The organism is Comamonas testosteroni (assembly GCF_030505195.1).
GTDB classification, from domain to species: domain Bacteria; phylum Pseudomonadota; class Gammaproteobacteria; order Burkholderiales; family Burkholderiaceae_C; genus Comamonas; species Comamonas testosteroni_G.
In genome coordinates this window covers 5,606,631-5,631,363 of the sequence record NZ_CP129672.1, presented here as the reverse complement: position 1 = coordinate 5,631,363, position 24,733 = coordinate 5,606,631, and the positions used below count along the sequence as shown (strand labels likewise).

Annotated in this window: 25 protein-coding genes; 4 read left to right on the top strand and 21 right to left on the bottom strand. The window is 55.2% G+C overall.

Annotation, left to right across the window (positions count from 1 at the left end; translation table 11 throughout):
- Window positions 1-220: 220 nt before the first annotated feature.
- The 5 genes from QYQ99_RS26080 to QYQ99_RS26060 all read right to left on the bottom strand — a co-directional run bounded on the left by QYQ99_RS26080 (window position 221) and on the right by QYQ99_RS26060 (window position 3,428).
- Window positions 221-655: a hypothetical protein gene (locus tag QYQ99_RS26080; protein ID WP_302090654.1), complete on the bottom strand. Its 435-nt coding sequence runs from the start codon at window positions 653-655 to the stop codon at window positions 221-223.
- 190 nt (window positions 656-845) lie between these two features.
- The gene (locus QYQ99_RS26075) at window positions 846-1,748 is read right to left on the bottom strand and encodes a hypothetical protein (protein WP_302090653.1); all 903 of its coding nucleotides are present in this window, start codon (window positions 1,746-1,748) and stop codon (window positions 846-848) included.
- A gap of 110 nt (window positions 1,749-1,858) precedes the next feature.
- Window positions 1,859-2,104, bottom strand: a complete 246-nt coding sequence (locus QYQ99_RS26070) for a hypothetical protein (protein WP_302090652.1) — start codon at window positions 2,102-2,104, stop codon at window positions 1,859-1,861.
- A gap of 64 nt (window positions 2,105-2,168) precedes the next feature.
- On the bottom strand, window positions 2,169-2,912 hold the full coding sequence (locus QYQ99_RS26065) for a hypothetical protein (protein WP_302090651.1): 744 nt from the start codon (window positions 2,910-2,912) through the stop codon (window positions 2,169-2,171).
- Window positions 2,913-2,990: 78 nt separating this feature from the next.
- A complete protein-coding gene (locus tag QYQ99_RS26060) occupies window positions 2,991-3,428 on the bottom strand; it encodes a hypothetical protein (protein ID WP_302090650.1) in 438 nt (145 codons plus the stop codon).
- A 252-nt stretch (window positions 3,429-3,680) separates the two neighbouring features.
- On the opposite strand from QYQ99_RS26060, the gene QYQ99_RS26055 reads away from it, so the two are divergent.
- The gene (locus tag QYQ99_RS26055; protein WP_003065080.1) at window positions 3,681-3,977 is read left to right on the top strand and encodes an H-NS histone family protein; all 297 of its coding nucleotides are present in this window, start codon (window positions 3,681-3,683) and stop codon (window positions 3,975-3,977) included.
- 63 nt (window positions 3,978-4,040) lie between these two features.
- On the opposite strand, the gene QYQ99_RS26050 is transcribed toward QYQ99_RS26055, so the two are convergent.
- The 14 genes from QYQ99_RS26050 to QYQ99_RS25985 all read right to left on the bottom strand — a co-directional run bounded on the left by QYQ99_RS26050 (window position 4,041) and on the right by QYQ99_RS25985 (window position 16,422).
- A complete protein-coding gene (locus QYQ99_RS26050; protein WP_302090649.1) occupies window positions 4,041-5,891 on the bottom strand; it encodes a DEAD/DEAH box helicase in 1,851 nt (616 codons plus the stop codon).
- 149 nt (window positions 5,892-6,040) lie between these two features.
- Window positions 6,041-6,325, bottom strand: coding sequence for a hypothetical protein (locus tag QYQ99_RS26045; protein ID WP_302090648.1), 285 nt, complete (start codon window positions 6,323-6,325; stop codon window positions 6,041-6,043).
- A gap of 54 nt (window positions 6,326-6,379) precedes the next feature.
- Window positions 6,380-6,706 (bottom strand): hypothetical protein, encoded by a 327-nt coding sequence (locus QYQ99_RS26040; protein ID WP_302090647.1) that lies wholly within the window; start codon window positions 6,704-6,706, stop codon window positions 6,380-6,382.
- Between the two features lie 27 nt (window positions 6,707-6,733).
- On the bottom strand, window positions 6,734-7,180 hold the full coding sequence (locus QYQ99_RS26035; protein ID WP_003054955.1) for a single-stranded DNA-binding protein: 447 nt from the start codon (window positions 7,178-7,180) through the stop codon (window positions 6,734-6,736).
- A gap of 66 nt (window positions 7,181-7,246) precedes the next feature.
- The gene (locus QYQ99_RS26030; RefSeq protein ID WP_302090646.1) at window positions 7,247-7,795 is read right to left on the bottom strand and encodes a hypothetical protein; all 549 of its coding nucleotides are present in this window, start codon (window positions 7,793-7,795) and stop codon (window positions 7,247-7,249) included.
- A gap of 16 nt (window positions 7,796-7,811) precedes the next feature.
- Window positions 7,812-8,936 (bottom strand): PFL_4669 family integrating conjugative element protein, encoded by a 1,125-nt coding sequence (locus QYQ99_RS26025; protein ID WP_302090645.1) that lies wholly within the window; start codon window positions 8,934-8,936, stop codon window positions 7,812-7,814.
- A 28-nt stretch (window positions 8,937-8,964) separates the two neighbouring features.
- Entirely contained in the window at window positions 8,965-9,417 is a 453-nt protein-coding gene (locus tag QYQ99_RS26020) for a hypothetical protein (protein WP_034381105.1), read from the bottom strand.
- A gap of 253 nt (window positions 9,418-9,670) precedes the next feature.
- The gene (locus QYQ99_RS26015; RefSeq protein WP_302090644.1) at window positions 9,671-11,428 is read right to left on the bottom strand and encodes a hypothetical protein; all 1,758 of its coding nucleotides are present in this window, start codon (window positions 11,426-11,428) and stop codon (window positions 9,671-9,673) included.
- 12 nt (window positions 11,429-11,440) lie between these two features.
- Window positions 11,441-11,887, bottom strand: a complete 447-nt coding sequence (locus tag QYQ99_RS26010) for a hypothetical protein (RefSeq protein WP_003054945.1) — start codon at window positions 11,885-11,887, stop codon at window positions 11,441-11,443.
- 49 nt (window positions 11,888-11,936) lie between these two features.
- The gene (locus QYQ99_RS26005; protein WP_302090643.1) at window positions 11,937-12,560 is read right to left on the bottom strand and encodes an STY4526/YPO1902 family pathogenicity island replication protein; all 624 of its coding nucleotides are present in this window, start codon (window positions 12,558-12,560) and stop codon (window positions 11,937-11,939) included.
- A 16-nt stretch (window positions 12,561-12,576) separates the two neighbouring features.
- Window positions 12,577-14,265, bottom strand: coding sequence for a hypothetical protein (locus tag QYQ99_RS26000; RefSeq protein WP_302090642.1), 1,689 nt, complete (start codon window positions 14,263-14,265; stop codon window positions 12,577-12,579).
- A 15-nt stretch (window positions 14,266-14,280) separates the two neighbouring features.
- Window positions 14,281-15,174, bottom strand: coding sequence for a ParA family protein (locus QYQ99_RS25995; protein ID WP_302090641.1), 894 nt, complete (start codon window positions 15,172-15,174; stop codon window positions 14,281-14,283).
- A gap of 646 nt (window positions 15,175-15,820) precedes the next feature.
- Window positions 15,821-16,207 carry a type II toxin-antitoxin system VapC family toxin gene (locus QYQ99_RS25990; RefSeq protein WP_302090640.1) on the bottom strand — a complete coding sequence of 129 codons (387 nt, stop codon included), beginning with the start codon at window positions 16,205-16,207 and terminating at the stop codon, window positions 15,821-15,823.
- Entirely contained in the window at window positions 16,207-16,422 is a 216-nt protein-coding gene (locus tag QYQ99_RS25985) for a type II toxin-antitoxin system VapB family antitoxin (RefSeq protein WP_302090639.1), read from the bottom strand. Before QYQ99_RS25985 ends, QYQ99_RS25990 begins: the two co-directional genes overlap by 1 nt.
- An 85-nt stretch (window positions 16,423-16,507) precedes the next feature.
- Here QYQ99_RS25985 and QYQ99_RS25980 point away from each other — a divergent pair, with 85 nt between their 5' ends.
- Window positions 16,508-17,347: a SprT-like domain-containing protein gene (locus tag QYQ99_RS25980; protein WP_302090638.1), complete on the top strand. Its 840-nt coding sequence runs from the start codon at window positions 16,508-16,510 to the stop codon at window positions 17,345-17,347.
- Window positions 17,348-17,576: 229 nt separating this feature from the next.
- Complete coding sequence (locus QYQ99_RS25975) at window positions 17,577-18,410, top strand: EAL domain-containing protein (protein WP_302090637.1); 834 nt, start codon at window positions 17,577-17,579, stop codon at window positions 18,408-18,410.
- Window positions 18,411-18,873: 463 nt separating this feature from the next.
- Here the strand turns inward: QYQ99_RS25975 and QYQ99_RS25970 are convergent, their stop codons facing one another.
- Window positions 18,874-19,581 (bottom strand): response regulator transcription factor, encoded by a 708-nt coding sequence (locus tag QYQ99_RS25970; RefSeq protein ID WP_302093274.1) that lies wholly within the window; start codon window positions 19,579-19,581, stop codon window positions 18,874-18,876.
- A gap of 419 nt (window positions 19,582-20,000) precedes the next feature.
- Between QYQ99_RS25970 and QYQ99_RS25965 the strand changes: the two genes are divergently transcribed.
- The gene (locus QYQ99_RS25965) at window positions 20,001-22,532 is read left to right on the top strand and encodes an ATP-binding protein (protein ID WP_302090636.1); all 2,532 of its coding nucleotides are present in this window, start codon (window positions 20,001-20,003) and stop codon (window positions 22,530-22,532) included.
- Window positions 22,533-22,577: 45 nt separating this feature from the next.
- Here QYQ99_RS25965 and QYQ99_RS25960 read toward each other — a convergent pair whose 3' ends face one another.
- A complete protein-coding gene (locus QYQ99_RS25960) occupies window positions 22,578-24,722 on the bottom strand; it encodes an ATP-binding protein (RefSeq protein WP_302090635.1) in 2,145 nt (714 codons plus the stop codon).
- Between the last annotated feature and the right edge of the window lie 11 nt (window positions 24,723-24,733).

The following is a 24,733-nucleotide window of genomic DNA, read 5'->3' as shown; positions in this document are numbered from 1 at the left end:
CATGGCCGAACTCAGTCGGTCACGACCATCAGCCCAGTCAGCCACAACCGGCACAGGCGGTCAGTTCGACCGGAATACGCAGCATATCGAGGTAACGCACCTTCTGCGCATCTTTCCGTGATCGAGGGACGGCCAAGGAAACTAGGACAGCAGGCCCGGCACCGCCAATGAAAAAGCCCAGTCACAAAAACTTGTGATCTGGGCTTGTTGAGTGTGGCAATTACATGCCAGGACTCAGAGAGTCGTTAGTGACTTGCTTCGGCAATTGCTCGTGACGCAGGGTCACAAAGTCCGGGCATGTCAATGTAGCGATGTTGGTCTCAGCCTCGACGCCATCCCAACTGTCATTGCTCCAGGCACTGCTGTCGAAGTCCGACGCAAGATCTGGGGAGTAGATGCCATTGGTTTCGTTGTAGAAGAGAACGACCTCTGGTTTTCCGTTGAACTCCGCTTTCAGGATCACATAGGGGCTATGTTTCTCCTGAATGCCGGTCATCAAAGGCGCATCAGCGAGTAATGATGACGCGGCTGCTATCCACCCCTTAAAGGTGCGGAGGTCGTGGCCAGCGATGGCAATGGCGACCTGTTCAGCAGTCAGTGCGTAGCTCTGACGATCCGCAGCTGTGCAAAGAGGCTGATGGTTAGTTGCGTTCATTTCCAACTCTCTAAATTGGAAAGGCGCGGCCCGACTGCGCGACGACGCCCGTCCGGGTTAAAAAATCGCTGGCCCTTGGCCAGCGCGAAGTTCAAATAGCTTGCGTTTTAGATGGCGACATCGGACGCAAAGCACACCTTCAGATACCCATCGGAATCCTGGTATCCAGGCCAGTCTTTACTGCAACTGCTCATATGACCTGAACGATAGTTGCAGTGGCCGCAAGATGCGCAAAGATCATCGTCAGAGATGCTTTTGACGCCAAATGACTGGACCTTGAGCAATGCACCGCTGCCAAGGCATATGCCTCGTGAATAGGGATGCAGTTCTCGCCCTCCTCTACTGTCACTTCACACGGCCCGAACACCTTCGCCGCGGAAAAGCCAGCCCAACTGTCTCCAGCCCAAAAGCCCGTCTTTTCTTCCACGAATTCGTGATCCGAGAAAACAACGAACAACTTGGATTCGAGCTGCAGAATTGGCGGCACAAAGCCCAGAATGCGGTTCAGAACCGATCCTATGCCTTCGCCAGGATGCTTTTGGAAAGTGCCCTTCAAGAGCCGCGCATGCATCGTGTCAAGACGCTTGAGCACATACTGTTCATCGAATACCGGCCATTCACCTTCTTGTGGCATGACATCACAGAGCAGAGATGGCACATACGCTTGACAGTCCTTGGATTGCAGCAAAGCATATGTGCCAAGATCTTCCTCGCTGTCAGTGAACCAAGCCCACACAGGGTTATCGGTTGGCAGCACGGACGGCATCTGTTGGCGAAAGCCCAGCTGTAGCAGTCGTCTGTCGAATTCCGTTTGCGTGTAAGGCTCGTGCTCGATGAGATCGTTACTCCCATCGAACATTGCTTCGATAGCAAGGCGATCCATCATTTTGCGAGGGACTACCAAGCCATGCTCTGCAGTCACGGTGAGCAACCAGCCCGAGTCTTTCGACCCGAGCTCCGCAAGTGAGGTGTAGTAAATTTCGCCTTCGGAATGAATATTGGCAAAGAAAGAGCCTGTTGGGCGGTCGTAGCCGCATTCCAGAACCATTTCAATACCGTTCACGTTCGTTTGATTAATTAAGTGCTTGGACATTGGATTCCTTTCGTTGAAAGCAGAAAGGGCACCGTCCCCCCAGGGGCATGACGGTGCCCCAAGGGTAAAAAGAGAGTTAGAAGAAGATCACCCAGTGAATACGGGACAAGTTACAGAACCCCGTCTTTCGCTGTGAGCGCTTCCTGGAGCATCGTGCGAAGATGATCCTGTTCCAGTACAACACGAGCCCTATATTTCTCTTTAGCCGAGGGTTCCAAGGCATCGTTTGAAGCTAATGTCCAAATTGATGCAATCACCATTACCTGGTCCATCAACAATTCAATGCTCGGTTTTTTCTCTGCATGCACCATGGATTTGTAATTACTTGGACGTTCAAAGGTGTTTTCGAGGATCATATTCATCTCCAGTAGATAAGGAAGATGGACACATGCCCCAGGGCATCTAGTGCCCATCAGGGATTTATAGGTTGACACCCAACTTGCCCATTGCCGCAGACGCCGAAGCCTGCACATTTGCTTTTCTGTATGCGAGGTACGCATCAATGTCTTTGGTACCCACGTACACGGACTTTTGATTGCTAATCAACTCAGAATGCTCCCTGCGACAAGCGGAGGCGTAAACAAATGAATAGGCTACTGCCCGCATCCGTTCCTTCACGCTTTGTTTCTCATGAAGGGTCAGATATAACGACAGGATGAACTCATTTGCTGCTACGTTGAGATACCGCTTATTCAGATGAAACCAATCACCAAGGCAACTGCGCGTTTTGAAGTTGTCAGCCTCAAGCAATAACTCAAGCTCCAGCTGAAACTCCACTTCATCGCCATGCCAGCGTGCTTGCGCAAACGCATCGCATTCTTCATTCTGATCGGCAAGAACCGTCTTATCGTAGAACTCCTTATAGCTCTTAGCCCAATTTTCTAGCGGAACCAGCGACTCTGCGAGATTGCGCATCATCGTTGAGGCATCCTTCAATTGCTTCAATTGAGCTGGATTGAGGTTCTCAAAATTACTTTGAGCTTTCACCAATGAGGTGGCGGTTCGCTTCGCATGTGTAATCTGATCTTTGATCTTCGCAACGCCTCGGAGCTGAATTTCAAAGTACCAACGTTCAATGAGCTCCTTATCCAATGACGCGCCACGCCTTGAAGCCCCCAATGGATGCAATTCAAGGTAGCGTTCAAGGATTGATTTCTTATTCATACGGACTCCAAATATTTCAAGCAAAGAAAAACCCACTACCCGACGAATTTCAGGTAATGGGTTGGTTAGAGCTTCTGCTTAGTTATCTGTGCCAGTTGCCTTGCGAGACAACGGCAGCATGATGACGTTTGCAGAAGGAGCCGGTGGCTTAGACGATTTATGAGACTTTTGCAGCTTGTACTCATTGATAGCCACGCGAGCCCAACGAGCTAAGCAAACGCTAAGTGACCAAAGGGCACCAAGCAACTCCAAACACTTTCGCTTGATTCGCGCAGTAGCCTGACCCAAGTCATGAGCCTTTGCGTATCGAATCTGCGAGCGCTTGACCGTCTCTTCCGCCATCAGATTGGCACCTAGGAACTGAAGTTTCAGATCCGGGTACATATCCAATGTGTTGAGAAATATGCGTGCTACGACGGGGTCGTTGACGCGAGAGATCATGTTCACCAGCAACTGGCGATCCACGTCAAAAGGCGAGGATGCCGGCTTCTTGGCAGAACGTTGAGATTGATGCATGTGTTGCTCCTAGATGTTGGGCAACACGGTCCCCGACGGGATTGTGTTATCCCGTGGGGTTGAAGAATGTCCTCGTCAGCGTGAGCTGATGCGCATCTCTCAAGGACTCAGATGCTAGAAAGCTCCGAAGAGCCAGTGTGCGTCGATTTTAGCGCCGAAACTGAGTGCAACGCAATCCTTGCTTCCCGCAAAGCAACCATCATCTCTTAAAATGCCTCATAATATGTTTTGTCATTTTAATGGAGCATATTGATGTCTAACTCTGCGGTGTCGTACAAGGATCTGCTGGCCCAACGCGCAACACTCGAAGCCCAGATTGAAGCAGCACGTAAAAGCGAAATCGGCACAGCCGTGCAACAGATTAAGGGTTTGATCGCGACATATGGATTGACCCAAGACGATATATTCCCCCAAGCGAAAGCAAAAGCAACTCGCGGCTCTGTTGACCCCAAGTATCGTGACCCTGAGACAGGTCAAACTTGGACAGGCCGTGGCAAGCCTCCTGTCTGGATTAAAGATAAGGATCGCTCGCAATTCGAAATCAAATGATTGCAGCAGGTTTGATATTAGATGGCCACTAAGTGGCCATTTTTTATGAGCACTTAAAATAGATCAGGCATATTCAAGTGCCAGCACTTCCTCGCGAGCTTCATCTGGCACAGTTTCTACAGCCGCTCGTTGTTGGACAGGCAATGCTTTCTTGGCTGCCTCCACCACTTCTATTTCTGTGGTGTGCTTGTTCTCCTGCAGCTGCAGCACGCCCTCATCGATAGTGCCCTGGATGATGGGCACCAGGACCAGCACATCGCGGATCTGACCCAAACGGTAGGCCCGGTCCTCTGCCTGGCGCATCAAGGCTGGCGTCCACGGCATGGAGGCAAATGCCACGATGTTGGCAGCCGTCAGCGTGATGCCCACGCCCGCAGCCATGGTGGTGCCAATGAATACCTTGATGCTTGCGTCCCTCTGGAACGCATCTACCGCAGCCTGGCGACGCTTCAAGCTATCTGAGCCGACCAGCGAGACACAGCCTACGCCAAGGCTGGCCAGGGCCTGTTTAAGGGCCTCCACGGTGCTCATGTACTCGCAGAAGATGATGAGCTTGTCGTCCTCTCCCATTGCCTGCACGGTTTCGACCAAGTACGGAACCTTCAGACCTTCAAGGCATTTACGCAGGCGAACGATCTTGGGCATGGCCTGCAGGGTCATGTCGCCATAGATCTCCTTGTAGACATCGAGCCCCTCCGGCGACAGAGGCACAAACTGCCTCGCCTTGTCACCCAGATCCTTGAGCACGTCCTTGCTGCGACGGATCATCCAGCCCTGGATCGCTGCAGCCAGTGCTGCTCGCTTCTCTGGGCTACCCGCGTAGCTCTTGCGGAACTCTGCCAGCGTGAGACTACCGAGGCGATGGCCCGTGATACGTAGCAGCGTGTGCATTTCGATCTCACGATTGAGCAACGGCGTGCCGGTAACGACAAAGCACCGCTCAATGCGTGCGGCCAGCAGGAACACATTGCGCGTGCGGCCGCTCTTGTATTCCTTCAGGTAGTGGGCTTCATCCACGGCCATCACCGCGAACTCCAGCTCAGTCTCGCGCACTAGGCCGCCCATGCGTTCGTAGTTGCCGATCACCCAGTCACACCCAGCGGGCGTCGAAATCCGGTCCTCACCGATCATCCCGACGCGAGCGTCGGGGTAGACCATCTTGATCTCTCGCTCCCAGTTCAAACGTAGGGATGCAGGGCATACGATCAGGACCCGGCCGCTACCGGCAGCCATCCGGGATGCCACGACCGTCTGGCGGCTTTTGCCCAGGCCCATGTCATCGCCCATGCACGCGCCCGATTGACGCAGCATGTGCGCGACGCCTTCGGCCTGGTAGTCGCGCAGCACGCCACAGGCGACCAGGCTGGCCAGGGCCACCCGGTCATACGGCATGTCATCGACGTGGCCATGCTCGGTCGACAGGAAACCGGTGCCCTCTTCTTCACCAGGCCCGCCGCCCCCGCCCAGCGGTGGCGATGCAGCGGGCACGCTGATAGGCGAGCCTTCGTTGCCGCTTGTGGTCAACTCTTCGATGACCACCGGCTGCTCATGGACGAATACGAACTCTGACGACACGCCGGCAATGCTGGCCAGCCGCTCCATGATGAGCTCAGGATCGGCTCTGACCTGCCACGCTGACGCATGCTTGTGGAAGTAGCCGCCCAACGAGCGCATCGCCTTCACGCATAGCGGGTCGTAGGTAAAGCTAACCGCCCATGAACCGCGTGCCAGGTCTCCCTTCACCAGCGGGAAGATCTGCACATCGAGCAACTGCGAGAAGTAGTCGGGATCAGGAGCTGCGACAGCGGCGCGCAGTTGCACATCAAGCTGCTCCATATCCACGAAGTGCCCAGCAAACGCATGCTTAATCACATCGTCGGCATAACTGGAGTCGGTAGTTTGAAGCAGCCACATGCGCCGAGCTCCACTCCACCAAGCATCGTAGTTTGCAAGTGGACGGCTCACACCTGGAACAGTCAGGAGCTGCAGGCCCAGCCTGCGTCCATCCGAGACGGCTTTGATAAGGAGATCCGGCGGGCGGATCGTGACGGGCCTAGGCAACATCAAAGCCCCTCGCGAACAACTCTTGTTGCTGGTGACTCATAGCCCCAACCTTCGGCCATCCATAGCGCCCATGTGAGCGTTGAATCAGAAACCTGCAGCCCCGATATAAGCGGATCAAAATCGCTGGAACACTTCAAGATAAAAGTGTCGTAGGACTTTCCGATCAGAGCGATATTTTTATTGAATACTTCCTGGCAGGTATTGGCCCATGCCACAGGATCGAAATTCGGATCGACTGGATCGGGAACAACGAGCCCCAAAAATTGATATTTTTCTTGCACCATATTCTCCTGTGGACTCAATTGGCGACTGAGCATGCGCCACAGGAAAACCGATATTTATTCTGTCATCTGGTAGCTGAAGTTATGACGGACAAGCCATAACCGCACCACCGCATCAACGCGACTATCAAAGTCGCCAATCAACATAGAGTCCGACTGCGACGACTCATCGTATGTGACCGTGAGACGCGTGTGCCAGGTACCATCAAACTGGAGCTTGCAATATCCCACGCATACATCCTTGCCATTGGAATCTCGCACGACTAAGAATGCGGGTGCATTTTCTTCATTCACAGTTTGCGATGGCGCAACCACCATGGTGAATCGACCATCGACAAGCAATGTGATGTCGTCCGAGGCCTGTTGATCGGGATGTAAAGTCAAGATGTGCTCCTTGGTTAAAAACGGTCGTTAAGCAGGCTGGCCTGCGTGGTAGGGTTCCTGCACTTCGCCTGAGGAGCCATCCGACTGCTCCGTGGACGAGCGGCGTGAAGCCTCGAACTCAATGGTCTTCACACGCGACAGCAGTAGTGCGACATCCTGGGCCTCGATCTTGAACACCATCACCTGGCCGCCAGTAGCCTCATCGCGCGCCATGTACTCAAGCTCTTCCCCCATCACTAGAACTCTGGCTCCTTTGCGCAGGAGCCGCGCGGCATCGCGAGCCTTCGCGCCGTAGATTTCCACCTCGCGCCAAAAACCGCCGACCTCTTCGATTCCGCCCTCCTCGGTGCGGCCGTATCGGCTGAACCGAACACGCATACTGGCGACATCAAACTCGCCGTTAGGCCCACCCTTGAGCGTCCTGAGACTAGGAGAGCTACCCAGGTTTCCCTTGCCGATAAACAATTGCGACATATCCAATTTCCTTGCAGTGCTGATTGAATGCCCGAGCTGCTGCACCAGGTCAGCCCAGGCACGGACTCAGAGGGTCGAAATCGGGGAGCGTGGATAAAGAAAGACAGGAGCCTTGTCCACGCTCACGCGAATACGCTTGATATCGCCACGCGTCTGCTGGTGCTCCTCATTCAAGGCCACAGCGCGCTGGGACGCTGCCATGCACCATTGACGGAGTTCACTGGAAAGGCCTGACGCAAGCTGCTCGACCTCCTCAAAGCTCAAATGGCGGTTCGAGCCCATGCGTTGGCGCCAGCGCAGAAAGACATAGCCTGTTGTGTTTTTCTGGTGCACGACCAGATAGAAGCTCAGTCCTGGAACAGATTTCGACTTCTCGGACAAATCGCGCATCTGCTTCAGGATTGCGTCAATGCCGTCAAGTTTCTGGCGCAATCTGGACAGGGTGCCCCTACCCGTAAGGGCCTTTACGTCAGCTCGATCTTGACAGTCCTGATCCGCCAAGGCTTGACGACCCCAGAGCACGTTGTTGACGACTCGGCCACGACCGGTGTGCTGCGAAGCCCCTTTTATTTCCAGATCCCTTTTCACACCAATCCCTTTCAATATCAGTTCCAAACGACCGCGCTCTGTCTTAATCAGCGGTGGCTGTAGCTTCTGGGCCAGTAGAGGCAGACGCATCGGAGCCATGCTCTTGCGCCTGCTGCAATTGGTCGCCGACTTGCTGCAGCAACGCACGTTCGGCGTCACTGATGTTGATGAGTCGGCGCGAATGCGAAGGCTTCACCTCGGCCTTGTAAATCTGGGCTGGCACTGCACCAAACGTGCTCACCACAAACTGAATGCGCTTCGCCGCTTCCGGGTCTGCACTGAACCAGTCAGAACGGCTCAGCTCACGAATCTCTGGACGGCCGAGCCATTTGTCGAATCGGGCGGTGCCGTAGAACACGCCAAGGATGGCGCGGCTCATTGCGCTCAGCACAGCACGCGCCTGCTCATCACTCAGCAAGTTCTTGCGCTGCAGCGTTTTCTGGATACGAACAAAGTAGTCGTAGTCCACGATCAACATGGAGATCGCATAGCCGTAAGGGCTGCGGAATCCGAGGTTCAGGGTCATAGGGCGAGCGGACTGAACGATGCTCAGGCTCAGGCCGCGCTTGCGCTGGCTCTCCAGCAAATCCTCGGCTTTAGCGATTTGGGCGCGCAACGACTCTTGAACTTGCGAGATGCCGTACTCATGGCGTACCAGTGCCCAATCTGCATATGGGTTGTCACGGCTGGTCAGTACCCAAAGGTTTCGCAGAGAGGAAGCAACGCGCTTGCCACCAATGATCGCGTTCAAGCGCTTTTCAGGCTCCCCAGATCGCCCCTGAAAAAGTCGGTGGGCCTCGATGGTGTGAATCGTCATCTGGTCCACGCCTTGGTTCGTCAGCGGCCCAAGATCATCAATGCCTTGCGCTTCGGAGTTCGTCACCACCGCGTCCGCACCACGACGATCGCGTCGCTCCGCTTGCATCTTCTGGAATTGCTCTTTGCGATCTTCCAGCTCTACATAGCGATCAAACAAAGGATCGTCTTCAGACGCGCCAGCCTGGATGAATGCCGCCAAAGCAGCTTCTTCACCAGCAATTGAGTAGCGGTCACGAAATGGCGAATTCGGGTCGGTGGCGAATTTGATGCCTGGTGCACTTGTACCCAATACACCGGCCAGCATTACTGGCTGAAAGCCGGGGTCTGTTTTGATTCGATCAGTAGCCAAGGTCTTCTCCTTAAATTAAATACTTCGTCTATCCAGCGTCCGGGACTTCTCCCGACTTGCCGCCCTCGTCGGCACTGGCGTTCTCTATTGCCACTTGCGCAGCTTCTTTAGCGATGTCTTCATTCCAACCGTCGATAAATGGAAAGTGCTTCTTACTGACTGATGGCAGACGCTCGGCAATGGGCTGTCTTAGCAAATCGAGTACCGCATCGCGATTCACGGTCACCAGCGTTTTCGTGTTCTTCTGCACACGGACATTAATAAATCCGGTCTCTTGCAAACGCTGGAGCGTTCGCTTTACGGTGGGCAATGGAATGGTTCTGCACAGTTCAACTTCAGTGATTGACCCAGACGTAATGGCGATCTCTCCAATATCCCCCCGCTCTTTGAGTAAGACCCAAAGAACAGCAGCATCCGTGTAGCTTCTGAATTGCTGAACGAGCTGAATAAATAGATCGTTCCCTGATTTCTTCTCGCTCATATTGCTTCTCTTGAAAATTGCTGTGGCTCATTCCGAGCTACGTGGCAATGATTGCCGCGTGGTTCATTTCGAGCTACGTGGCAATGATTGCCGTGTGGCTCATTTCGAGCTACGTGATAACGACTGCTGTGTGACTCATTCCGAGATAGGAAGCACTGAGTGCCATGTGACCCGTTTCGGGTTACTCGGCAGCCAGGACTTAGGCGATATACGAATCGGACCCCCATATATCGGTGGCAGAGTTGCAATGCGCTCATTTCTTCGCCTTTCCGATCATCGCTGCCCGCTCATTGCGAAGTGCAAGCAACTTGGCGCGCGCCGCTTCTTTGCCCAAAGGTCCATTGCCTTCGACCGCCACTCGCACTGGATTGGCGACGGCATTGGCCGATCCTTCGTGAAAAGCTTTCAGTGATGCTTCTTTTTGGGCCTGTTGAGCATCGGCTTGCTTGGCTAACTCAATGCGCTCTGCAGCGATGACGGGGGCATACGCCCAGATGCATTCGCCGGCTCTATATTTCTTCACTACACTGTTTAGCCAGGCCACAGGCGACTTCACTTTATGAAATCGGCGATTCGCACCTTCCATCTCGTCCAAGGCTTGCTGTTGTTGCTCAAGGGGAAACTTGGCCAGCACCTTGGAGAGGGACGCGTGCAGTGACTTCTCAATCCAGGTGGGGAAGATGAGGCCAGAGGCAAGTGCGGCATTCAGCTTGTCCGAACTCGAAGACTTACCACCCTCACTTGCCTGAACCTCAGCCGTGCTGCTGGTGTTAGCCGGTGAAGTAGTAGTGGATTGAATAGAAGTCCTTTGAATATTGATTGTAGGAAACGGCAGATCAAGCCTGTAGGTTTCGGCCAAAGAGTCAGGCTCTTGTTTGCAGGAAACGGCAAACGATTCCTTCGCTCCACCCTCGCTCCCCTTATCGCTAAAGCTCTTCGCTAACTCCTTGCTGCCGTTGGAGATTTGCGCCGACTTGGCGGGCTGCTCACTGATCGAAGGAGTAACTCCAGCTTGTCGGATTTCGACAGGTTTGTGAGGCACCAGATCGTCGTTCAAGAAAGACAGCAAGAGATCGCGCGGGCGGGGAGCAGGAGCGGTCGCGGACAGTCCTAGCAACGCTTGCGAGAACGCGAATGAAAGCCCGGACAGATCCAGCGTCTTGTTCGTGGCTGGACCGCCATTCGACGGTGCAGCCTTCGTCGACGCCGCAGGAGTGGCCTTGTCCGTGTCAGCCTTGCGAGGCAACGGCTTGATGCTTTGGCCACGCAGGCACAGCAGAATGGCGTCGAAGTTAATGCGGACCAAAGCTCCGCCGATGCCGACCTCGTTAATGAATCCCGCCTTTTTCAGCCGCTCGCGAGCATTGCGCTGGACCTTGGGACCGAGCACAAGCGCAGTTGAGATTTCATCCTGGCTGACCGGGATAGCGCCATCGGTGAGCTGGCCGAGCTTCAGACACTCCCGGTGCCGCTGCAGCAGATAGGCCAAGTACAGTCCGCTTGCGATGCTTCCAGCCACATCAGCCAGAGGCTTGTAGTAGACCTTGCAGCCCTTGAACCAGCTACTTGCCAAGTCCCACGTAAGTTTCTGCCCCTTGCCGCGCATGGCCAATGCCTTGGCGAGTGCAGGTACGTTCAGGCGGTAATTCAGCACCGCAGGACGCCCAACGAGCATCTCTTCGAGCACGCCCTCGCCCATCAGCAGCTCGCGCACACTGGCTTGCTCGGTGCGGGTCAGCCCAATGGCCGACTTCCACTGCTGCAAGGACATAAAGAACCAGCCACCGCGCTCGGGATGGTTGCGGAGGCTGTGGCGCGTCCAGTAGAGCGCCATGCCCACGAAGATGGCGGCTTTGTGGCCGAATTTTTCAGCCAGCACCGGATGAAATGGAACGAAACCTCGATCGTCCAGATGCAGAAAAATTTGCTCGGCACCCTGGTGGATCGGCGCATCCTCCGGCAGTTCATAACGAACTGTTGGAATAGCTGCGAGTGAAAGAGAGCCGCGCACTGACAAGCTCCATCAGTGCGCAGCTGCGGCTACGGAGGTTGTCGCTGCACTTCGCATTGCGCTGGCCAAGGGCATGGCTTGCTGCTGCAAAAGCTCAAGCAAGCGCCGCTTCGAGATCCGATAGGTAATGATGCGGCCCTGACCAGCTTGCTCATGCAGGATGCCCAAGTCCACGAGCGTCTTGCGGCAGGTTTGCTGCTGTGCCCTCGTTATGCCGGTATCCTTGGTGCAGCATGACGATGACATAAGGATTTCGAAAAAATCCTCCGACTCGCTGCGACGTTCCCGCTCCATCGCATAGGTAAGCCAGAGTGCGCTCAAGACGTTACCAGTGAGATCCACGAATGCGCGGTTGATGGTGATGGGCTCTTGGCCGATGAGTTCCAGAAACAGTGCGGACTTCAGAAATTCACTATCACTATTCGACAGCTGGGCGGATAAATTCTTGGTGTTCTTCATGTTCAAGCTATATCGATAATGGTTGTAAATAGAACGTCCTACGGCTGATTTATTTGCCGACCGGGAAAGCACTTCTCCTGGGAAGAGCCAGGCTATCCTCGTCTTCAAACTCTTTGAGCGTTGAATAAAGCGAGTCGATGGTGTACTCCGCAAAACGAGAATGCAGCTCGAAAATCCAATCACGTAGAGATTGCCCAGGCGCGGATTGGCTGGTAATTTCGGCCCAAGCTTGATGAATCTGATCCCGAACATCAAACTTCTTGGGTAATTTGGCCCTACCGCCGGTGACGCTTCCACCAACCAATTCACGCATCCTACGAATATCGTCTGCGGAGCGCTTAAAAAGCCGGGTAATCAGTGCACGCGATGCGCCATTACGCACAAAATATTCGCAAAGAGCATCGTCTTGCCGTTGTCGGTCCAGTCCTTCTAGTTGCTGCCGGAGTTCGCCAGGAGAAAATACGAGCTTAACCCTCGTTAACTTAGTAGAAATATCCAGAATATCGCGAGTCTTGCGATGCCGAAGTTGGTCAATCAGTTCAGCATCGCAACCCATCTGCAATAACTGATCTATTCCATCCTCGGTTTCGATAGCACGAATTACCTCCGTCAGCAGCAGAAAATTCAACTGCGGATTCGTGTGAATATCGACGGGAACAATATGATCTGTCATTGCTTAACTAACGTGTTTATTCCGTAAATAACGGTTTATAGGCTTCGCGGCTATCCTCTTGCACGGCGATATTGAATTCAGCGAGTGTTTGCATCAGCGCAGACAAGCATCTAGCAACCGCCGAATTGCCGAAGAGATACCCATAATGGTCAGAAGTGACATAAAGCTGCCCATTCTTCCCGCACAGAATTGCTCTATCTGTGCACTCCCGACGGAACGTATCAACGCCAGCCTGAATAGCCTTAACCCAGCGGCTTTCTGGGTCGCATTTCGAGAGTAGGTTTGCGTTGCACTGCCCGGTTTGCGTTGCAAGAAATGGCCAGAGATACACACGCAGAGTTTCCAAATCTTCAGAGAGCTTTTGATCACCCAGGTAAGACATGCGCTCTGGAATGTCTGCCATAAACCCGTATGGCAAACCCGGCACAGGCTTCACGAAGTCTGAAAGCGGCACGACAACGTTGAGATCCACGAGATTCTGGGATAGCCGTGCGGAAAACGCCGCCAACTTGTCGACCGGGCCTGCTTCGGCCCCTTGCTTATCTGCCTTGCTGGCGGCGCTTTTGTTGGCAGGCGATGCACTTGATTTGGCGCTGGCAAGCATCCCCGCAAGCGGCGCCTGCTTGGCTTGCTGTTGCTCCTTCTTGTTCGCGCTCTCTATCGAGCGCATGTCATCGACTGAGAGCTTCGGGTCCTGGAGATAGGACTGGACGACTGACTCGATATGGTCGGCGGCAATGCCGAAGTGCTTGGAGGAGACTGACTGGATCTGGGTGAGCAGCGATTGAACATCCAACTTCACCTCTGTCCGACTTGCAGGATCGGCCTCGGAGTTCGCTTGCTCCATGGCCTCAAGATCGGTAGCGTGCATCAAGAAGATTTCCTCGATGGCTTCCTTGACTTCATCACGCTTATCGAATTTCGCCGCAATATCTTGCAACGCAGCCACTGTTGGTCGAATAGTCGTGTTTACGTCATAGGCTTGCAGCCAAGGGCCAATCAGTCCGAGATTTTCGACAGCGAAGATGAAATTTTGAACCATCCGCACGCCATAGCTCAATCCAACCTCTTTAAGTGCTTTATTCAGCTCGGTGGCCGAAAATGATTTAGCGGTCTGCTTCTCAATTTCGCGCTTGTAATTCATCACGCCCTGAGCTCGCTCCCAGAACGAAATATCACTTCGATTGTCGTTTTCGCTTAAGTGCGCAGCAATGACAGCAGCCTCGCCAGGCCACTTCCTAGTAACGACATGGACGCGCCGCAGTTTCTCGACGCCTTCATTCACCAGCTCTTTTGCGATCTCCACACGAGTATTTCCGCCACCATATGGAAAATACTTCTCCGTAGGATTTCGACGCGTAACCGAGAACATGTTGGTGATGCCATCGACCTTCATACTCGCTTTGATTTCCGCCCGCTGGGAATTAGCTTTCTTGCGAGGATTCAGCGAATATTCATCAATATCAAAAACATCCAAGACGATGATGGAGCCATCAATCTCATCCATCGGATCAAAACTGGTAGTTGATCTTTCAGAGTCTCGATGAAGAGCTGCTTTAGCCGCCTCAAGACGTGCTTGATTTGGCGTGAGCTTTGGTTTATCTGGTGCAGTCATAGCTGACGTCCCTTGCTTATTTCCAGGGGACGTAGTTAGGTTTAGCGAGGCTGCCCGTTCACGAGCAGTCATGGTTTCAGGTGTACGCATGCTTTCCTCCTAAAATTAATTGGAGGGTGCGTTCAGATCGAGATATTGGGGGTGGTTAGATGCGTACATCTCCGACACGCTGGGCACGATTTCCCAAAGAAGGGAATGCAGCGTGTTGGAGGCTTTCACCGGATCAACCCAATGCACTGGAACTCCGGCACTGGCCGCTTTTTTCCATGCAGTTGCATCGGGAACATCGGTATCCAGCATCGTGATTTTTCCGCTCAGCTCAATAAAGCTTTCGCGAATCATTGCGGACATTTCCTTGCTATCGCTGGTCTTCTGGCTTTTATTGAGAAATGCCTTCATCTGAGGCATCTTCAAGCCCATGCTAGACACGCTATCGTGGCGTTCAATGAGTGCCTTCACGTTTGCGATGAACTCGCGAGCAGAGATCATGTCTGGCGTTGCAGGCACAAGCAGCAAATCAGCAGCAACCACAGCAGCATCTTGCAGATGACCCACAGCACCTTGGGTATCAATAATCACCACGTCATATGCGCTAGCGATCGCAGGGTGCTTCAGGGGGTTCTTGAAACTGAACTGCATGCTCACCGGATTGCGATTGGCCATCCAGACCTGCAAAGACGAGTCCTTGGCGTCAGAGCGAACGATATGCAGGCAACCGCCCTCGCTCTTAGGTGCCTTCTCAAGCTTGCCTTGATAGGAAGTCGGCGGCAGTTGGCAATGCGAGATGCAGTCCGGGGTCAGTGCACCAGACTGCACCAACTGCGTGAGCCCGAAAGGGGCAGCATAGGAGAGCTGGTAATAGCGTGAGAGCGACGGCTGAATATCGCCGTCGATCAGCAGCGTCCTAAAGCCGATGTCGTGGAGCAGCCCGCCCAGATTCGCAGCTGTAGTTGTCTTGCCGACTCCGCCCTTAGAAGCCAGAACAGTGATGATGAACATTGAAAGTCCTCGTTGAATGGTTGTTGATCCATTCAACGGGAGCTGAAGTTCGCTCGCGCATTGGTAGGCCGTTGCGACCAAAACTTAGGCCGCAGTGGCGCTCAGAAGCCACCCTTGATCGATGGTTATTTCGTAACCTTTTGTTGAATATCAGGCAAAAAGCCTTGACTTCCAGCTTAAAAAAGTGTCAGAAAATATACATCGTGTCTAGTAGAAAAGCTCTAAAAATAGGAGCGCTAGAGCTCCAGTTTTGCGGCTTTCAGCAGACCGTTGGGACTACGTTTAAACCTCTTCCTCTTCACCAATTGCGGGTTAAGCCCATGGCTACAGCAACCATCCTCGTGCAGCACTTGCTCCGTTTTTCACGTTGCTCAGGCGTTGTGTAGCCGTGTTGAACAGCGATCTCGATGGCGCGATCGAGCTGAATGTGGTAGCGCCAGGTCAATGCTGGCTCCGACGCGTAGCTCGTCTCGTACACCTGGCCATAACCTCGATTGGCAGCGTCCAACAAGGCTGCGTACTTTGCTCTGAAAAGGTCTTCGCCTCTGGAGCTTGCGCTGCGTCGAGTGCGTCGACGCTCGGTGACGTAGTAGTTCTTTTTAAAGAAGACCTTTGATCCGTGATCTTAGGAAGTACTTTCCTAGCTTCAATATGTTGGTATGGCGTATGCGACGCCCAGTTGGTTAGCCTTCTCAGCAAGACGTCGATCAGCTGTCCACAGCAGTGCCCCAGGTGTGATCAATGTCGATGCCAGCAGTGATAGATCCACTAGGCCGCAGCCTCTACCGAAGAGCTTGTTTTTCTCAAGAAACTCCAGAGTCTCCCGAACTGAGGCCTCCTGGCTCGGGCGCAGCATTGCCAGAGCCGCCAGGGTGTCACCGCGTGGTGCAGGCGGTGTACCGCACGCGATCTCTGCATGCACCATCGAGTGCATCAGCACGCTGTCTTGCATCAGTAGTTCCTGCAGATGGGCATCGGCTTCGCGGAAATGCCTCACCCACACCGACGTATCGACAAGAACGGACACAGGCATCAGCGAGAGCCCTCTGCATCCGTCCCACTGGCGCGGCGTGGCACATCAGGCATATTTGGCGCGGCACCGCCGAGCGCAGCCAAACGCTTACCTGCCTCGACACGCGTGAATGTTTCCAGTGCCAGTCGTACCAGTTCAGGCACCGCAATACCGGGCGCTGCGACGGCTCGTGCGCGGTTTACGACATCGTCATCGATTGTGAAAGTCGACCTCATGACTACTCCTTAAACATCTAATTTGATGCATTTTTGCATCGAATTTGATGTTTGTGAATCATGATTTGTATTGCACAATACAAATATGCAACCTAAGTCTACCGAGCTCGACCTCGCGCATACACGCCGCCTGGCTCCAACACAGGAAACCTACAACGAGCTGCAGATGGCTTATGACCATTTCAATGCGCGGCTGTTTGAGGGGCAACTGCCCAGCTGCTTGATTACGCTGCAGCGGGAAAAGCGGACTTTCGGATATTTCTCGGCCGCCCGCTTTGCATCGGTGGACGGCTCAACCACAGACGAGATTGCGATGAATCCGACCTATTTTGCTGTGGTCCCCATCATCGAGACACTCCAGACTCAAGTTCATGAGATGACACACTTGTGGCAGCACCATTTCGGCAAGCCAGGCCGAGGCCGATACCACAACGAAGAATGGGCACGAAAGATGGAAAGCATTGGGCTCATGCCCTCTTCCACCGGGCAACCTGGTGGCGCTCGAACCGGTGATTGCATGGCGGACTACGCCGTCGAAGGTGGCCGCTTTTTAGCGGCCTGCCAAGACTTGTTGACGGCAAAGTTCAAGTTCAGCTGGTACGACCGATTTCCCTCTGCAGATCATGTGCTCGCTGGTCAAGCCAGCATGGCCAACCATATTCGAGGAATTGAGGGCACCAAACCGCCTATGGCAAGCATCCCAGCCCTCGCCGAGGCCGTGAAGCCCACAGGCTTGGCTATGGCTGCCATAACTGGAGAACACGGAGCGCTGACCGCGCCCGCGAACAAATCAAACCGAGTGAAATACAGCTGTATCGGCTGTCAAGACGCAATCTCAGTCTGGGGCAAACCCGGCCTCAAGCTAATCTGCGGTAGTTGCCTGCAAGGCTTCAGTCCTACAGGTGCGGGGGCTGCCCATTCTTGACCAGTATTCCATTCAGTATTGACCGTCATGATCGTGTTGACCAACGACGGCAACCGACCGCTGAGCTCAGCCAATGCCTTTGGCAGTTCACGAGATTTTTCAGACGGTTCTGATTTATCCCGCGCAATTCCTTAGCGATACTGAGATCCATCAGGCAATTGAATCGCAGCGACGATGGCTTCTGACTTTTGCCAGAAGCGTTAGCAGCCAGTTTCAAAAAGGAGTACTCATGAAGGACGACTTCGCCATGAGCGTTGAAGTTGCAACGGTATCTGGCACGAGCCGACTTGTTGATCGAATTTGCGCCGGCGTCTTGGCCGGGGAGTTCTCGGTGGCGTTCCAACCGATCATTGACGTGCACTCTGGCCGTACGGTGGGGGCCGAAGCTTTATTGCGCTGGCAACATCCGGAGTTCGGTCAGCTCTTGCCTGGAGCCTTCGCTAAAGCGCTAATGAAACCCGAAGCCGCATGGGCCACAACGGCGTTTGTCATCGATGAAGTGTGTCGGCAACTGAGCGCCTCGATGACCACCTCCTCCGCAGGTGCCCCTGAAAATGGTGCCGAGCTGCAGTTCGTGTCGTTCAATGTTTTGCCGTCCCAACTTCATGACCCAAGACTTGAAACGCTGATCCGCTGGTCATCTTTGATGCATCGTATCCATCCATCGCTGATTCTGATCGAATTGCTCGAGTGCGAGCCGATAGTTGATCAAGCCGAGCTGCAGCAAGACATTGAGAGGCTGCAGCGGCTGGGAGTGCGCGTTGCCATTGACGACTTTGGCAGCGGCGCATGGACTTTAAGCGATCTGGCCAACCTCAAGATAGATGTCGTCAAAATCAGCGGTGAGCTCGTAAACCGAGACTCACTGGATTCAAGAACGAGGCCTATTCTTGGCGGCATGATCGGTTTGCTTTCAGATCTTGGAGTCGCGGCAGTCGTGGAGGGAATCGAGTCGATGGACCAACGAGCTTGGATTAAAACGCAGAAGCCTGTTATGGCGCAAGGCTATGGCTACGCGAGACCTCAACCTTGTCTGCGCTCTGCACTAGATATCGAAGCATAGATCCGCCGCATTGCTTCATTCACAGCGACACCCTCTGATCGCACAGTGGTTCCGTTGTGCAATATGCAGTAGATAGAGGCCCTCCTCTACGCTTAACTTTATAAGTATAGTTAGCGTTGCCGCTCCCGGGTAGGAGGAGATATTGCGCTCCGAGGTTGCTGAACGCTCGACTCGTTCAAGGGTGTTCCGACCCTGCATGGCCTCTTCGAGCATTGTCTAAGAGCTCGGATGCATAAAAGGACACCATAGATATCGGCTGAACCAGGAAGGAGCGCCTACTGCCCTACCCCTAAAGTTTTTTAAATGCCGCGGCAGAGCACACCTGTAGTGCTCAAGGACTGACCTCGCCGCGACAGTTGGCGCATCAGACAGATGCCGAGCACTTCAACCCCCTCAGATTTCGGTACGGCGGTCGCTCGGGTCAACCATTCCTGCCACGCTCGGAATCACAAGGGTTGGTCGCTCAGGGCTCCTCTAGCAGCTTGCGGGATGCAAATAGCTCGGCATCGCTGCGGATACCAAGCTTTCGAAGTGCCGATTGCTTTTGCGTGCTAATCGTCTTAGAACTGCGAGCGAATTTCGCCGCGATGTCAGACACGGACATGCCCGCGAGATAGCAGCGCAGCACTTCATGCTCGCGCGGACTTAGGCTTAAGATCGCTGATGGGCCGGAGTCGGACGCCGACGCACTCTCGGCGCTCACGACTTTTTTTCTCGCAAGGCGAGGGTCCGGCATTGAGCTCGACATGAGCTTACCGGACAACTCTGCGCTGATGTAGGGACGGCCTCTCGCGACGACGAAGATTGCATCCGCGAGTTTGCTGAGATCTTCGCTCTTGCCGAAAAAGCCGAGCGCGCCTGCACGCATTGTCATGTTGACGGTCGCAGGCGTATCGCTACTCGAAGTCATCAGGATCTTGCATTCCGGGAAACGTGTACTGATCAGCTTGACCAGATTGAGGCCATCGATCTCGCCGGGACCTAGTGTGTAGTCAAGCAACACAACGTCTGCTAGATTCGCCTGGAGCCAGCAAATTAAGTCACGCGATTTCCCGAAGCTCGCAACCACTGCAATGTCATTCCTCTCTGCCAGATAACTGGAGATCCCATGCTGGACTACGGCATGGTCGTCCAGGATCACGACCCGGATCACCCGGTGTTCTGGCCTCATTGCTAACCCTTTCATTTGTGCGAAATGACTTTGAATGGCTGGATCATCTTTAGTCATCACAAGCAGCTAGCAATGCGGATGACCATCGGAATCAGACCACAGCCTTTCAAGATAATTTATATGTCCTCCACCTAAACCGGTCGGAGGTTCGCGCCTATCACTAGCGTTCGAGCAGCTTCAGATAACTTAGTGATTCGGTTGTGGCGGAGGCTGTACAAAGGATGATATGCGCCTGACGGCGTTGCGTTCGCGATGCACGGCCTATGACTGCAGGCCCGTCTCTCGACTTGAACCGGATTCAGACGGGCGATACTGCTGTAGATATGCACCACAACGCCGGATCGACATTATCGCAGCCGCTCAAGCAATGCGGCCGATTCATTGCAGCTCGACCGAGACTGTGGTGGAAGTACGTAAGCATGTTTAATTTGAATGGACGCTCGATCCTAATCTGCCTGGTGTTCGGGCTGACGCCGGCGCTAGGGTGGGCAAACGGCAGGCCGCAGTTTACGCCGGAGGAACAGGCATGGATCGCTACGCATCCCGTAGTTCGGACTCGTGTCGATCCAAGCTGGCCTCCCTTCGAATTTCGACAAAATGGCAAGATCGTCGGTGTCGTTCCGTCATTTCTAGAGGCAATCTCGCGGATTAGCGGGTTGCGTTTCGAGTACGTCGACGATGTCACCTGGCGCAACTCGGCGGAGGCGTTGCGCTCCGGCAGGATCGACATCGCTCCAGATCTGACCTGGCGCAACGCGCTTGATGCATGGAAGGTGCCTCATCCCGATACCAGCTCAGGTATTCAGGCAGGTTCCACCCCGGCCTCAGTCCGCGACAGCCTCATCTTCAGCCGCCCCTATTTCGTCGGCACAGTGTTTGTAGTGTCGTCAGAGCGTCTGAACCTGTTAGTCGACGCCCGTAATCTCGCCGGCCGGCGCATTGCCATCAAGGGCGGAGGTGCAATTGAAGACGCGATTCGCCATGGCGACATCCCCGTCATTCTGTTGACCTACAACGATGATCGAGATGCACTTGCGGCTGTCGCTGAAGGCAACGCCGATGCCGCTATTGGCCCGGACGTGTCGATGCTGCCGCTCGTGCAGCGTCAATACCGCGACAAGCTATTCGTGTCCGGAGGGCTACCGGACACTCCGTATGCCCTCTCTATTGCGACGCGCAGCGACCTGCCGGTTCTCGCCTCGATTCTCGATAAGTCCCTCGCCTCGATCCCGGCGCGCGACGCCGAGCAGGTCGTACATCAATGGATCGAGTCGACCGATTACGGCAAACCGTCGCTTCAATCGATCCTTTACTACCGACGCTGGCAGGTAGCGGCAGCCGGAGCCGGCCTGCTCGCGCTGATAGCAATCGCATTCGCTGCCTGGCGCTCGCGCGTTGCGGCTGTGCGCAGCGAGCAGGACAAGGCGATGTTTTTCGCATTTATAAGCCACGAGATCCGCACACCGATGCATACGATCCTATCTTCGCTGGAGTTGCTGCAACGCGCGAAGCTGCCGCCAAAGCAGGCAGGTCGCGCGGACGCGGCTGTAGCCGCGTCGGAATCGCTGCTGGCATTGCTCGACGACCTTCTCGAATACTCGCGCCTGGAATCACGCAACGTGGTCCTCACACCCGGGCCTACGTACATCGAACCCTGGGTACAACGAAGTGCCGACATGGTGCGCTGGAGGGTCGACGAGAAGAAACTGGGCCTTGCGTTGGAGCTAGCCTGTCCGCCAGGACTGTGCTTGCTGATCGATCCGATGCGCACGCAGCAGATCGTGCTGAATCTGCTTGTCAACGCCATCAAGTTCACATCTACCGGTTCGATTACGCTGCGTGTCGACTACCTCGACGGTAAACCGAGCCGTGCCGGATCACTGGTGATTGAGGTTTGCGATACCGGCATCGGCATTCCGCCCGAGCGCCAGCGCCACATTTTCGAGCCCTATCAGCGTGTCGAGCACTCGAATACTCGCCGTGTCAGTGGAAGCGGATTGGGGTTGTCGATCTGCCGCGAACTAGTCGACCTAATGAAAGGCGTGATTACCGTCAGTAGCAGCCCTGACAACGGCACGGTCTTCACCGTGATCCTGCCGGCGCCGCGCATCGGACATGCGCCGGCTGCAGACATGACCGACACGCGCGACACGAAGTCTGACCCATCGCTGCCTGTGGCGGCGCATGCGCTGGTGAAGGCCTACCCGCCGCAGCCCGTCAACGGACCAATGATCCTGGTCGTCGACGACCACGAGGCCGTTCAACACGCGATCCAGCACCAACTTGACGCGCTCGCATGCCGCTCGGCCGTTGCCGACAACGGCGAGCAGGCACTCGCGCATTTCGCGCGGGCCGAGTTCGACATGGTGCTGCTCGATTGCGACCTGCCCGATATCGACGGCTATACGGTTGTGCAACGTATGCGCAACGACGAACGACTTCAGCAGCGGTCGCACACGCCCATCATCGCGATCTCTGCGTCGAGCGGCGACGCACATCGAGAACGGTGCTTCGACAACGGCATGGATGGCGTACTGTGCAAGCCGCTAAGGCTCGAGGAACTGCGCCAAATGATCGACCTGTGGTGTCCGTTCGCCTTCATGAATGAGAGTGCACCAGAGGCCGGAGGCATGCGAGCGCCAAAAGCAGACTTCTGGGCGGTCTTTCGGAAAAGCGTAGACGCCGATCTGGCAGCGCTGGGCGACGCATTGTTGAATGGCGATGTCGATCGTGCACGTCATGCGTCACACCGAATCAAGGGCGCCACAGCAATTGCTGGTCATGCAGCGACGAGCGAACTGGCAGCCGAACTTGAGCATCTGCTTGAGGCTACATCCGGCATCATGCCGTCAAGCATCCATGCTCTCGGTGACGAACTGTTGCGCCTGCATCGCGCCGACATGGCCGGGCTTGACGCCACCGAGCGCAAATCGGCCGCCCCTGATGCATAGACCGCCGAGATGACCGAATATCAGCCCCTGGGATACGTCGAAATTCTATGACGCGTCCGGTGCGTCGAAAGCATCGACGAGGCACCACGTCGCGATCGCGTTCTGAAGCATTTCGAGCCGCAACGGTTTTCCAAGCACGCCATCCATGCCGCTATCGAAGCACTGCTCGCGATGCGCCTCGCCAGACTCAGCCGAAATCGCGATGATCGGAACCCGCCGGGTCTTGCGGGCGGCCTCTTCCTGCCGGATCGTGCGCGCGAGTGCATAGCCGTCGATATCGGGCAGATTGCGATCGAGCAACACCATGTCGATCCGGTCCTGTGCGAGGTACCGCAATGCGTCTTTTCCCGTGCCTGCAACCACCCCGAAGCAGCCAAGTGCATCGCACTGATCCTGCAGTGCGGTCCTGACTGCGTCATGATCGTCGACGATCAGGATGCGTGCTGCACCGCGCTGCACCGGCCCGGCTGTTGCGAGCTCCAGTGTCGGCGCAGTCGTGACTGGCGGCATCCGGAACACCCCCTTCACTGCCGGAGCTGGCAATTTCACCGTGAATACCGTTTCTACATACGGCGTGCTTTTGACCGTGATCGAGCCGCGCATCAACTCGACGAGCTCGCGACAGATCGCGAGCCCGAGCCCACTGCCGCCAATGCCTTGCTGAGGCTCACGATCAGCCTGCCAGTATGGTTCGAAGACGCGGTCGACGCGATCAGGCTCGATGCCGATGCCAGTGTCGCGCACTTCTAGAATCAAGGAGCCGTGGCGTCCATGACGGGCGGCGTGATAACCCACGTGCAACGTAACGGCCCCGCTCGCTGTGAAATTGATCGCGTTGATAAGCAGATTCAGCACAATCTGGCGCACGCGAACTGGGTCAATCAGCACGAGCGTCGACGGCAGCTCTGTCACATCAAGCAGCAACGCCAATGCTTTTCTCTCCGCCCTCCATCGCACCATGTCGACTGTTTGACTGGCCCACACATCGAGTTTGACCGTTTGCGGCAACAGAGTGACCCTGCGTGTCTCAAGACGGGAGTAGTCGAGGATATCGTCGAGCAACGTCAGCAGCGTTTCGGAAGCTGACGCGGCCGCATCCACACGGCAGGCCTGCTCAACGGGGAGCTGCGAACGCTGCAGGAGCTCAAGCGACGACAGGACCGTCTGCATCGGCGTGCGTATCTCGTGACTGACGAAGGCCAGGAACATCGCCTTGTCGCGCTTGCTGCGGATGGCTGCTGCACGGGATTTCCACATCAGGTACACAAGCACCGCGAACGTCAGCAATGTGACTGCGGTCGCAAGTACCACAGGTGCACGATAACGCAGGATCGAGCGGATCGACGGCTTGCCGTAGTCGCCCAGCTCGATCGAGTCTCGCGTGATGCCAGCCGTCTCACTGACCGTAATGGCAGCGAGCGACTTGTCGATGATTGATGCGAGAATCGGCAGATCGGCGCGGGTGAGCATCGCAAGCGACACCGGGCGATCGGCCAGCATGCCGGACATGTAAATCTGGCCAATGAATTGCCGACGCATGATCGGCAGGATCGTGACGTCGACACCAAGCGCGGCGTCGGCGTCGCCGTTTGCAACTGCGGCTAGTGCGAGCTCCTCGGTGTCGAACGTCCGCACATCGAGCGGTACGCCGCTGTGACGAACAAAGTATTCGACCGCTCCTTGTCCCTTGATGGCCACGCGCTGCCCCTTCAACCGCTGCAGGCCAAAGATCATCGCGGAATTGTTGCCCGTCACAACGGTCAGCCGCCCGACCAGATACGGTGCACTGACCCTTGCACCGACACCAGCACGTTCGGGCACCAACTCGCGCCAGACGCCCGGCAGCAAATCGACCTTGCCGGACGCGAGCGCCTCGTACGCCTGACCCCATTCCGTGCCGGGCACGGTCTCGAACGCGAGACCGGTCATCCTTGAGATAGTACTCAGGTAACCTGCAACGAGGCCCGCCTGCTCACCGTTGTGCATGTATTCGATCGGGCGCCAGTTTGCCTCGACCGCGATATGGACGACCGGGTGATTGCTAATCCAGCCAAGTTCCTCGTCAGTGAGGATCGCTTTTCCCCTGACGTTCGCTGTGCCCGTGCCGACCGAAAGGGTCAGCAGTATGGTCGTCAACGCGTGGCGGACCATGCGCGACACCAGGGGATGTGCAAAGGACGTAGCTTCCATGATTGATTCGC